12 protein-coding genes are annotated in these 10,881 nt (G+C 46.3%); 3 read left to right on the forward strand and 9 right to left on the reverse strand.

Going from position 1 to position 10,881, the window contains the following annotated elements:
- Positions 1 to 208: 208 nt before the first annotated feature.
- The 7 genes from Enr17x_RS16245 to Enr17x_RS30075 all read right to left on the reverse strand — a co-directional run bounded on the left by Enr17x_RS16245 (position 209) and on the right by Enr17x_RS30075 (position 7,464).
- On the reverse strand, positions 209 to 2,281 hold the full coding sequence (locus Enr17x_RS16245) for a bifunctional DNA primase/polymerase (protein WP_198000611.1): 2,073 nt from the start codon (positions 2,279 to 2,281) through the stop codon (positions 209 to 211).
- A 75-nt stretch (positions 2,282 to 2,356) separates the two neighbouring features.
- The gene (locus Enr17x_RS16250; RefSeq protein ID WP_198000612.1) at positions 2,357 to 3,826 is read right to left on the reverse strand and encodes a ParB/RepB/Spo0J family partition protein; all 1,470 of its coding nucleotides are present in this window, start codon (positions 3,824 to 3,826) and stop codon (positions 2,357 to 2,359) included.
- A gap of 326 nt (positions 3,827 to 4,152) precedes the next feature.
- On the reverse strand, positions 4,153 to 4,350 hold the full coding sequence (locus Enr17x_RS16255) for a hypothetical protein (RefSeq protein ID WP_145310501.1): 198 nt from the start codon (positions 4,348 to 4,350) through the stop codon (positions 4,153 to 4,155).
- 645 nt (positions 4,351 to 4,995) lie between these two features.
- The gene (locus tag Enr17x_RS16260; protein WP_145310503.1) at positions 4,996 to 5,262 is read right to left on the reverse strand and encodes a hypothetical protein; all 267 of its coding nucleotides are present in this window, start codon (positions 5,260 to 5,262) and stop codon (positions 4,996 to 4,998) included.
- Between the two features lie 236 nt (positions 5,263 to 5,498).
- The gene (locus Enr17x_RS16265; RefSeq protein WP_145310504.1) at positions 5,499 to 6,743 is read right to left on the reverse strand and encodes a hypothetical protein; all 1,245 of its coding nucleotides are present in this window, start codon (positions 6,741 to 6,743) and stop codon (positions 5,499 to 5,501) included.
- Between the two features lie 275 nt (positions 6,744 to 7,018).
- Entirely contained in the window at positions 7,019 to 7,273 is a 255-nt protein-coding gene (locus tag Enr17x_RS30070) for a transposase (RefSeq protein WP_232100745.1), read from the reverse strand.
- Entirely contained in the window at positions 7,273 to 7,464 is a 192-nt protein-coding gene (locus Enr17x_RS30075) for a hypothetical protein (protein WP_232100746.1), read from the reverse strand. The genes Enr17x_RS30070 and Enr17x_RS30075 overlap by 1 nt, the downstream gene beginning before the upstream one ends.
- A 385-nt stretch (positions 7,465 to 7,849) precedes the next feature.
- Between Enr17x_RS30075 and Enr17x_RS16275 the strand changes: the two genes are divergently transcribed.
- The 3 genes from Enr17x_RS16275 to Enr17x_RS16285 all read left to right on the forward strand — a co-directional run bounded on the left by Enr17x_RS16275 (position 7,850) and on the right by Enr17x_RS16285 (position 10,100).
- A complete protein-coding gene (locus Enr17x_RS16275; protein ID WP_198000613.1) occupies positions 7,850 to 9,208 on the forward strand; it encodes a polymorphic toxin-type HINT domain-containing protein in 1,359 nt (452 codons plus the stop codon).
- A gap of 25 nt (positions 9,209 to 9,233) precedes the next feature.
- Positions 9,234 to 9,530, forward strand: coding sequence for a DUF6959 family protein (locus Enr17x_RS16280; protein ID WP_145310506.1), 297 nt, complete (start codon positions 9,234 to 9,236; stop codon positions 9,528 to 9,530).
- Positions 9,531 to 9,740: 210 nt separating this feature from the next.
- Entirely contained in the window at positions 9,741 to 10,100 is a 360-nt protein-coding gene (locus Enr17x_RS16285) for a hypothetical protein (RefSeq protein WP_232100747.1), read from the forward strand.
- Here the strand turns inward: Enr17x_RS16285 and Enr17x_RS16290 are convergent.
- Positions 10,076 to 10,489, reverse strand: coding sequence for an RNA 2'-phosphotransferase (locus Enr17x_RS16290; RefSeq protein ID WP_145310507.1), 414 nt, complete (start codon positions 10,487 to 10,489; stop codon positions 10,076 to 10,078). The two genes, Enr17x_RS16285 and Enr17x_RS16290, sit on opposite strands and share 25 nt — an antisense overlap.
- The gene (locus tag Enr17x_RS16295) at positions 10,467 to 10,874 is read right to left on the reverse strand and encodes a DUF6960 family protein (protein WP_145310508.1); all 408 of its coding nucleotides are present in this window, start codon (positions 10,872 to 10,874) and stop codon (positions 10,467 to 10,469) included. The genes Enr17x_RS16290 and Enr17x_RS16295 overlap by 23 nt, the downstream gene beginning before the upstream one ends.
- Between the last annotated feature and the right edge of the window lie 7 nt (positions 10,875 to 10,881).

The raw sequence follows: 10,881 nt of genomic DNA on the forward strand, positions 1-10,881 counted from the left end.
AGTACTTCGGATACTTCTTTCTTCTTTCACACCCCCCTCGCATAAGCAAACAAAAACAAGCGGTTTATGAAAATAAAAATCGAGAGGGGGTATATGGGAGAAAGAAGAGAAGAAAGTAATAATAACCTATAATATAAGTGTTTTTTGCTTAAACTTCTTTCACACTTCTTTCCCTTCTTTCACAACCAGTGTCAAACTTCTTTCACATTCACAATCCTAGGGGGGAAAGATTGGTAGTGTACACCACGCTGGGTCTTCCTTTCGTTGCTTTCCTAATGATTTTGATTTTGCCACTTTCTTCCAACGTCCTGACTATTTCACCAAGATCATTTGCACTTGTCCTAAGATGTTTTAAGAGGGCAAAGTGAGGGACGGTCTCGTTTTCACTTTCTCGAATCCAACGAACAGCTTTATTGCACAACTCTTGAAAAGGATTCTCAAACGTATTGTGGTGTGCGTTAAAGAGCATCTTTTGAGTAAGATGGAAGATTAGTCGAACTGCCCACGAGACGGCGTTCTCCCCAATGTGTGGACTCCTGTGGTTCTCGCTGATCGCATAAATCAATGACATCTTACAGATATGCTCATAAGCGCGGCTCCAAACAGTCATGCCTATCGAATCAACTTTAAGTTCTGCTTTGTCATATTCTAAATCAGCTTGCATTCTGGCATCACGGATAGCGGCTCTTGCATCGGTAGAGTATTCAACGGTTGCAACCGTCGGGTGCTCACCACTCAGATTACCAGAACTCGGACTAAACGATTTCCACCTTTCTGCAGTATCAAGAATGCGAACCGGTAAAGCGATTTTCTTTGAATCTTGCCCTTCACCTCGTTTGCCGCTTCCCAAAATAATCATGCGAGAGAATAAGCCATTCGTCAGCATTCGGCCTGATAAGGCTGCATAATAGTGTTGGGGGATGGCTGTGCCGAACACGGTCAAGCAGGGTTGATCAATCTGGGCTGCTTGTTCGAGTCCCGCTTTTTTCCGTATAGAGAATACTGAGTTTGCAGAGGAAAACAGAGTCAGCATAGTACTCATAATACCTTCAAAACGTGCATCCTTAGAATGGCTGATGGATTGAAGAATGCCATCAAACTCATCCGTTTGAAAAATCATATTGGGAGATTGAAAAAGAGTATCCTCAAGTCCCTCGCCGGATGCGAATTTTTCACCTAAACAGTGGATTAATCCAATTTTACTTAAGATTTCAACGTTGACCTTTCGAGGACGGTCTTTACCTGCTCCTGAATTTGCTAATCCAAGTAAATAAAGATTGGTTCGGTTGTCGAACTGATCACTCACCTTGCGACCAGCTAGAAAAGCCTGCAGAACTAAAGCACCGCAAAACGCCAAGACCTGATTGGGATAAGGGGCCGTTTCCAAGGTGTAATCCATCACCTCAGAAATGAAGCCTGGAATACGCAAGAGGCTTTCATCCAGTGGGCCAGGATCTGTGCTTTCTGGCTCTTCATTTTCCGTTTGATCAAACATTTGCTCATACCAGCATTCGGTATCAGCTTGCTTTAATTGATCAGGCTTGTACTTCGCAGCACTTCGGGCAATCTTTTCAATCTCTTGAACGGTTCCAGGCTCTGTGCATTGTTTTTGGTTCATAGTTTGAAGTGCTGCGTTAATCACTTCATAAGTGCAACCAAAATCCCGCATTTTGCAACCAGCTTTGAAAAGCGAGGTGTGCTGTGTTCCCTTCGGCAACTTGTTACCGTCTGGTGGTAATTCAAAGCGTTCCTGTGCCACCTCTTTCAGCTTCTCCACAATCCACTCAGGGGCCTCAGCAAGACTTTCAAGCGGTTCATCCAATCCACATTCCGAAAGCCATTGATAAGCCTCAGAATTGATCTGAGAAGGCGGTGCGACGATGTAACCACCATCTGCTCTCGTATCGACTTTGAGAGCCAGCTTACCGGTTGTGTTCTTCAGATTGGCGTCTGGAGGTTGCCTGAATATGAAATGCCGACCACCACTCGGAGTTTGAGACATGACACCCTGAGACAGGCTTTCCCTGATCTTGGGATTGGTCAACCACTCATTATCAGAGCCGTCGATATCAACGATTAGAAGCCCTTTGGTAGAAATGCCGATGTTGGCAAAAGTATTTTTCTCCCACCATTCGATTATCTGATCTTCATCAGTCGTTGCATCGAGGCACCCCTTGGGAGTAATTGGTTTTTTATCACCGGACCCACAGGGAAATACTGAGTATCCGAGTCCTGCGTATTCGAGGGCTGCTTGAAGTAAGAATTCATTTTGGGTGATCATACCACGTTCCATATCGTCCCTAACCATGAAAGAAATTCAGAAAATCGCCTATACCTAAGAAATCCGCTACTAAGGCTAATTCACCAGATTTGTTTTACCCATCATTGATTTATTCACCACTTTCTTGAATGCAAAGATCTTATTTGCGTCTTTCTCTTCCTGCTCTAACTCCCGATTGAATAAATCAGTATCAATCACATTGTCGATCGCTTCTTTCAAAATTGCCTCCAACTGCTCAGGCTGTAGGGCTTCAACTTCGAAAACATTCTTCCCGTACTTTTTGACGAACTTTTTGTACTGTGCTGAAGATCGCTTGGCTTCCATATTCGGCTGCAGGTAATACTCATCCACTTGCTCGTCGGTCAAAGCCACCTTGATAGGATGAATCTTGTAAATCCCGAAATCGTCACGCATGGAACGAGCAAAACTCTGGGCAATCTCCTCCCCATCCGGGTCAAAGTCACTGACAATCAAAATGATCAGTTTGCCCTTCCCGCTTCGTCGGTATCGCTCTGCCATTTCATAGCGAGGTGTCAGGCTGCAGTACCCTCTGCCTGTTACCGTTGGAATACAGTATTTCATGGCAACACGATTGACGATGGATTGTATCGTGTTTTTCTCGGCGAGGATTTCAACGTGATCTGGCTGTGACTGCATCAGATCACGCCAGTATCCATCCATAAAATGCTTAAGCTGTGATTCCACAAATGATTGTGGACCATCAAACGTTTGCCAGCAGGAAACCGGACGCGTTGGATCTGCGATCGCCTTCATTGAAATTGAGTCTTCTAATCTGGCACGTGCTACAAGATCGGTCAGGCTCTTATAACTTTGCTTATCGTTCTGATAAACGGAGTCAGGCTTTTTAGCATGCTTAAGCGGCGGATCGTTGAGAAGTGCGTAATGGATCTGACGAACGCTTAAGGGTAAATAAGCTCGTCGTTCTCGGATCACATCAAGTACAGCATTCAGGAACGGAGTTTTCGCATCTGAGATACCGCTGCGTTCTTTTCGTCCTTCAATCTGAAATGCTTCAATACCACAACTCGATTTTTGGCGTTGTTCAATCAATGACTGATAGGCATCTGCAGGGTTCTGGCGCGCTAATTCTTCCCGCACCTCTTCATCGAATGACTTCTTACGTTGCCTGTTATGTTCCGCCAGGCGAGCCGTAAACGCCTCTATGTCATCCCCTCGTCTGATTTCTGATAAGATTGCGGGGATCTCTACCAGGCCAGCCAGACGGGCTGCACAGTGCCTCCTGTGTCCTGATTCGATAAAACCGTCTGCCGTGTAGATAATCGGGTTCAAAACGCCATCACACCAGATTGACTTTGAAAGCTTGATAATTTCCGGGTCTTCAGGATCGACGGGTTTGTATAAAATGTCGTTTTCAGGGCTCGGCTTAACCGAGTCGATATCGATGTATTGGATTTGATCTGATTTTGGGACTAGTCCCGTTTTTGCATTTTCCGAAACTGGGACTAGTCCCAATTCTGAGTTTTCAGTGTCTGGAGTCGCTGTTTCAATTGGTTCGGTTACCAAGAGATTTATCCTTGTTTAATGAATTCGGAAAGCAATCTCAGATTCGATGTCCCATGCAGTCAGAACTAGATCCCACCGGGCGTACCACTCCCCGGTTAAATTGAGACTGCACAGGTCAACGAATCACAATTGCAGAATTAAAAAGTCGAGTCGGTCCGTACGCTCTCTACGAACACGAACCACACACAATCGAGTTTGATAGCACTATCAAAACGATCAATTACTCAAGATAGAAACGCGGATTTAAAAATCTGTCGTGGCTTCCTCCAGCGAGCCACACGCGGCCACCTCCAGGCGGACAGGGAGTCATCACCAATAGGCGCAGATTAACTCTGTGCGGCTTTGGGTGACTTGAGATAGTCAAGAAAATCTTGACCCAGGACAAAACAGCGGCGCCCTGCTTTGCGGACAACAAGGCCATTTCTGCGGGCCGTGTCCAATGCGAATCGTCTGATTCCGGTGATCTCCATAAAGCGGGCCAACGTATAGGCCTTGCCGCTTTCAATCGCACCAGTTCCTTCCATGTAGCAAATTCCTTCTGCTAGTGAAATAAAACTCCATACCTTCTCTAAGGACTGACACCATACTAATCGATATCTGGTGGTAGTCAATTGTATTTTGCGCAAAATGTGGTGTTTTTTGAAATAATCTCGTTTACCCAGATCGTCAGTTCGATTGTGTGCAAATATGTTGCATTCATAGTGGTTTCCTTGGTCTGCCGCGGGGGCGGGTGGTGCTTTCTAGTGACAGCCTTTTGGCAGTATTGCTGGTCCATTTGTCATTGCCGAAGGGGGTGCCGCGGGTAAGGCATTTACGCAGGGCGGACAGCTCGGCGCCGGTCTGGGGTTTATTGACCGGGGCTCGCCAGTTTCGTGGCAGTTCTGGATTCTTGAGCGTCGCCAGCCATTCCGGGGTGGCCTGTTTTTGCTCCCGAGTCCAGGAGGAGCCATACCCCCACTCCTCTGACTGCTTGACCAGATTCACTCGCAAGGGGTTGTGTTTCACTGAACGCATCACGGTCTGCGTTTGATGACGCGAGGTTCAATGCGACCGGAACGGTTACCGACTTCACACGTGGCAATCTGATTCGCCAACGCTCGGCACATTTCGCACACTGCCTGCGAATCGTGTTGTTCGCAGATAGCCAACATCCAGGCTGCCAGAACAATCTAGCGCGTTGCCGTGAAACTGATTTGCCGGGGACGTTTCTGATGTAGGAGGGCTACATCGACTGCCGTCGTGCGAATTAAGTTGTACCCCAGCATCGTCGTCCACAATTCACAACGAATCGTCGCAGGAGCTTTACACCGATGCCCTAAATTCAATGAATCTTTAATACAGCACAGATCGAGTTCTACTTTCCAGCGAAAGCCGTATGACTCGGTAATGCCCTGTTTGGTATGTTGCTCATCGAGAAGTGTGGTAATAACCGTCATCTCCTAAGATCGTCTCCCATTATCATGAAGGAGCAGTGGTAACAGCAATCACAGGCAACAACGTCCTTCGGCCAAACAGTGTGCGTAGCAAAGCAATCTCACTGGCCTGCTTTCCTTTGAAAGGACCGCTGGCAGCATCCAGTCCACAGGCTGTGGCCAGCGAAAAACGCCACTGCCCAGGCGATACCGTCTGCGATTGAAAATCGGGGAGCCCTCATCAATGACAGGCATGCAGGTTAACGGGTATCACTTCGAAAAATCGGGACGGACTTAAGTACCCCTCGGATGCTGGCCACCTCATAAATAATTTTCCAGGTTTCAGGTTCGACGACAATCATTCGATTGTTATCGGTATCAGAGATGAGTAACATGCCCATCCATTTGCCCTGTTGCACCTGATGAATACTGCACGGTGCTTTCAATTGGCCGGCGGGGGACTTCCATATTTCACGCATTCTCGCCAGGTCAATCAATCTGATATGATGGTGATGCTCATCAGCAACGTAAATCCGATCTCGCGAAATCAGGTGGATTCCATTCGGATAATAAAATCCCTTGAGCAGGAGTCTGGTCTTACCTGAGTTCAGGTCGTGCATAATAATACGATTGTGATAACTGTCGGAAATAGCCATCAGCCCGTCATGGAATGAGAGGCCTCTGACGTCAGCCAGAAGTGTCGAGAAGAATTCATTTGTCACTTCTCCCTTATCAACGGAATATTGAAAAATGGACGACTTAAACCATTCGCCATCTTTTTTATAACCACCGATGAAGAGATCACCGCGGTAGAATTCAATACTTGAAGCAGCAATATTGTCGATTGATCTCACCAAGGACCAGTCACTTCTGTTGTAGATGTCAATCCGAAACAAACCTCGAATCGCAAAAGCGACCAGATCGTTCTGTGGATCGTAACAGGTACTGAAATAGGCAGTATTATATTCTCCGAATTCACGAATGACGCTGTCATTACGGATACAATATCCACGAAGACCAAAATTCGACGCGGCTAATATTTCAAAATCAAGTTTGTCCCCTTTGCAATCGGGTTGAGCCGGGTAGTACTCTGCAGTTGTGTTGAAATCAAGTTTATTGCTATCGAACGTATAATTTAGAGAGGTTTTCGCGCGAGAGGGAGAATAAAGTGAAACCGTTTGTTGAGCCAAATAGGTATTGATAAAATCTGAGGTGACCTTATGGTTCTCATGCAAAAATTGTTCAAATTGTTGATCATCCATTTTTTCAAGTCCTGCCACGTTGCTCCTGATCTGCTGTTTCAGGTTTTGCATGAACTCCTCATCTTCAGAAAGCACCAATTGGGTCTCATTCTCGACATTTTCGATGGGAGGGGCTTCAGACGCAGCATGCGGTTCAGATTCGGTATCAGTGGGCGGTATCAAGAGTGGCACAGACGCAAGGACAGCTGACACGGCAAATACCAAAGTGACTACGGAAAATAACATCTTTTTTTGACGTGTCATCACTGACTCCCAAATTATACGACTGTTCAAGGAGCCGGATTCTAAGGCAACTCTTCTGAGATTGTCAATGCGTCTTAGTCATTATGTACCAGCGTCCCGAGAGGACCAACCAGGTAGACATGTTCTCCCTGGGCTTCCAGGTTCTAAGCGGATTCGTTGCCGAGACAAGGGGTGATTGGGGCATCTGTCTCAGGAAGATCGAAACTGATCGTCGTCCCCCGTTGTGTGCCGTCGTTCTTGATCTACTCCAACAGGCACAGAAACTGCATGTCGAATCATCGCCGATCTTCGGCCTGCTTGACCAGATTGGCTGTGAGCGCATTCCGTTCTACATACCGGCACACCGTATAGAAGTGCTCGTCATCCTGAATCGGAAACGATTTGAATCGTCCTTGGTAAACGTGACCGGAGCCGGTGCTCTTGCGATGGGCGTGCCAGCGCTGGGTGTGGGTGAGCGTGAGCCAGCCTGTGAAGCGGGAGAGCTGACCGTCTTCACTGAGATGAACGACCAGATGCCAATGGTTCGGCATCACTCAATAACTGAGCAGCGCATCTCAAACCGCTCGACTGCTTCCGACAAGATCCGCTCAAAGGCGGCGTAGTCTTCGTCCGTCTCAAAGATCGTCATCCGGGCGTTAGCCCGATTGAGCACATGATAAAGATATCCCGCCTGAGCGGCCCGTTTTGGTCGTCCCATAAGCAGCATTAAAGCGAAATTCACCTAAATTGTCAATTTAAGGTTCCTGACACCTTTTTCTGTCGAACTCAAGAAAAAAATTGCTCAGTTAGATAAAGCTCGAACATATGAAGTCCCCGGGTTTTCATCTGGTCGAAATTATGTAACGAACGAAAAAACCCCCGAGCAAATTGAACTTGAAAAGCAATTAGCGATTGCTGAGGCAGAAGCACAAAGATTACGTGATATTTTAGACATTGGTGCTCCAGTAGAAGCTATCGGACCGTATGCTTTCACTGCGCTTCCAGAAAAATTTGCGAGCGTCATAGAAAAGGCGTGGGAGAAAGGATATTTCGGCGCTGAAGTAAGTGAAGACATTAAAGCTCTGAAAGATCCTGACACTTATATTCAATTAGCAGAAGCACTGGCTGTGTTCGGTGGTGCCTACGCCGCCGCTCATTATCTTCCTGTTACTTGGGCGGTGGATGTACTTTTAATTGCTGGGACAGCAGGTGAAGCAGGACAGGTACTTGCAGATCTTTACGAGGCATATCTTGAAGTGAAGGCAGTCACTCACGAATCTGAATTGGACCCCGCTGCTAAGAAACTGGCAAAACTCATTGTAGAAGCTTCAGAGTCTGGTGCATTGGGACTGATTTTCCACTTTGGTGGGAAAGCCTTACCCAAAGGGAAGAAGACAGAAACTCCCCCTGCTACGAAAAAAGATTATGATGTAAGTTCGCATATCGTAAATCATGACACTTGTTTTGTAGCCGGAACCCCCGTTTTGACTCCAGATGGCGAACAGGATATTGCAACGTTCAAACCAGGTGACCAGATTCTGTCACGCCCTGAAAATGCCCCTGAGCATCCAGTCAAAACCAGTATAGTTGAAGAGGTATTCGAGCTGGCTTCTCGAATAATGGAGCTTGGCGTTGGTGGTCAGGTCATAGGAACAACAGAGGAGCATCCATTCTTTGTTGCCGGCAAAGGTTGGGTACCAGCCGGTGAATTGGAAGCAGGAGATCAGCTACTGGGACACGATGATCAACTGACTGCTGTTGAGTCGGTGACCAAAAGCGGTCGATATGAAACGGTGTACAATTTAAGAGTGAAACAGGATCGAACCTACTTTGTAGGAAAACAAAGCTGGGGATTCTCGATCTGGGTACATAATACTTATACGGTGAAAGATTTAAAGGATGGTACATGGCAAATTCTTGATGATTCCGGTAATCCAATACCAGGGGTGTTTTCGGAAAAAAAAGCGAAACAGTTAATTGAAGAATTCAATAAAGCTCCCGAACTTAGAAAGGGGCTTACTGATGCTGAAATTGAGAAATATTTTAAGAACACTGGAGTAAAGACTAATTCAGATAACGTAGATGAAATTGTCGAACTATTTACTGACTCGACTGGAAGTAAAAAAACCAATGTTAAAATTGGTGGTAATGTAACTCTAAATAAAATAAATGTAGAAGATGCACGCAAGATTCAAAAGTTTGCCGATGAGTACCAGGTAGAAGTAACTATAGTAGGTAGTCGTGTAAACGCTGGTAAAGAACTTAAGCCTGGAAAGTCTGATTGGGACTACGTAATCAACAAAATTGATGGAATTGAACCAACTCGAAAGTTACGCGACCTCAAAAAGAAGGCAGGATTTTTGTTGCCTAAAGGTCGTCCACGACCTGACCAATACGGTAACATCAGAAGAGGAAGCGACATCGAATTTTTCGAGCCAATAGATTCAGACCTTCCTTATGTTAAATTTCGTCCTAATGGTTTTTAAGTTATATTAAAGGGCCATAATTCAAATGAAAAATATTCAAGTTGAACTTTTGTCAGATTCAATAAACGCTGTTATCTTAAAAACACCGGGTCGTAACTATCCTGGCATGGTAATTCAAGGTGATAATCTAAAGCATCTTTATAATCTTGCAGAAAAAATACTTCAGCTAGCTGAAGCTGGAGCAAAACATGAAGATATTGAAGATATATCTGGTATGCTTTTTGATGACTTAAACGAACGAATTCGATTCTATGAAATGGTATTGGATTCTTATGGTCTTGAATTACCCTATCCAAATCGAGTTTCAGAGATGGGAGCATAAAAAGGGTCAGCGACGAATGGCACTGCCGCTGTTTTTTGAGTTTGTGTTTGCGCAACGACTCCAGCGTGACGCAGTCACGGTTTTAATTTTCTGATTTTTTGCCAGTTCGCTGGAAATTGTGTTTGGCAAAACCTTTCCTGGCATTATGCTGCGTTCTGGCAAGACCTTCCTTGGGTTGGTGTGGGTAAAAGCATCAAGTGTTCGCTGGGTATGGATATTCTGCGTGCGAAAGCGCCCGACATGGTGCTCACCGAACTCTGGTCGTGCCTGCTGGCGTACAATCTGATTCGATTGAAAATGCTGCAGAGTGGCATTGCGACAGACCGTGATCCGCGTTCCCTCTCGTTTACCACCACGCAACAGATGCTGGCTGCAAGCTGGTTGTTGGGAGCCGTCACGAAGGTCACACATGAAATGGTCACACTCGGACAGCAGGTCCCCTGCAGCGAACGTGTGGGGCATCGCACTGGTCGAACAGAACCCAGAGCCAATAAACGCCGCACCAAAGTGCTGGCTTTGCTGAAGCAACCAAGATACCATTACCATCAACAACGGAAGGCAATCGTATGAACGCAAACTGTTACGCTACAACAGGCAGTGCCATTCGGTCCTGACCCCTTTTTCTGTTCATCGGGGCTGGTGCCATGAAACAACACATCAGGTGGGGTGGCAGGTGTCTTCTTTAATTTGCCGGCGATAGTATGGCCGTAGAGGGCACGAACCTTGCCGCCCAGAATCTCGTGACGTTGTTTCGATGACCGTGTGATCATCTGCACAAGGTCGTTCCTAGACAAGCCAGCCCACTCGGGTCGTTCCTTCCTTAACGATGCCAGCAGCGATTCGACGGGAGTCCAACCTTCATCATCGAGTTCCAGTTCGTAAAGCCAAGGTTCGTGACGAAGGGCGTGCGAAGTGGCTTTGCTTACAGCCACAATATCAAACTGTGTTGAATTTCTCATCTGCGTCAAGAAAGTCCTTTAACCAATACTGCTTCGTCAATCGCTTGCCGTTGATCGCCAAATGGTAGTAAGGCTCCGACCTCTGGAAATGCCACAATATGTCACAGATTTTTGCTGAGATCACACTCCCACCTTTACGAATTCGTACGACGTCACCGAATGTAAATGGTGGTGTCGAAACCAGCTTAAACAGACTGGGATTTACACGATATGTGTGGTTGCCATACCTCAATGTCAGATAATCGCCATCATTGTCGGTAACCTCGAACAGCTTGCCGTTGGGCATAAGGTTACGAATGGCATCGAGATCGTTGGGATGTATCAACTCAAGACCATGCTCCTCAAACCATTGATAGAGGCCCCAATTTCCAACAGTAATGTCCACGACCAAG

Source organism: Gimesia fumaroli (assembly GCF_007754425.1).
In the GTDB taxonomy this organism is placed as follows: domain Bacteria; phylum Planctomycetota; class Planctomycetia; order Planctomycetales; family Planctomycetaceae; genus Gimesia; species Gimesia fumaroli.

Bases quoted from the DNA above. Each gene is read 5' to 3' on its own strand.
- Enr17x_RS16265 (WP_145310504.1), bottom strand. From the start codon at position 6,743: ATGACACGTCAAAAAAAGATGTTATTTTCCGTAGTCACTTTGGTATTT.
- Enr17x_RS16255 (WP_145310501.1), bottom strand. From the start codon at position 4,350: ATGGAAGGAACTGGTGCGATTGAAAGCGGCAAGGCCTATACGTTGGCC.
- Enr17x_RS30070 (WP_232100745.1), bottom strand. From the start codon at position 7,273: ATGCCGAACCATTGGCATCTGGTCGTTCATCTCAGTGAAGACGGTCAG.
- Enr17x_RS16260 (WP_145310503.1), bottom strand. From the start codon at position 5,262: ATGACGGTTATTACCACACTTCTCGATGAGCAACATACCAAACAGGGC.
- Enr17x_RS16280 (WP_145310506.1), top strand. From the start codon at position 9,234: ATGAAAAATATTCAAGTTGAACTTTTGTCAGATTCAATAAACGCTGTT.
- Enr17x_RS16285 (WP_232100747.1), top strand. From the start codon at position 9,741: ATGGATATTCTGCGTGCGAAAGCGCCCGACATGGTGCTCACCGAACTC.
- Enr17x_RS16290 (WP_145310507.1), bottom strand. From the start codon at position 10,489: ATGAGAAATTCAACACAGTTTGATATTGTGGCTGTAAGCAAAGCCACT.
- Enr17x_RS16245 (WP_198000611.1), bottom strand. From the start codon at position 2,281: ATGATCACCCAAAATGAATTCTTACTTCAAGCAGCCCTCGAATACGCA.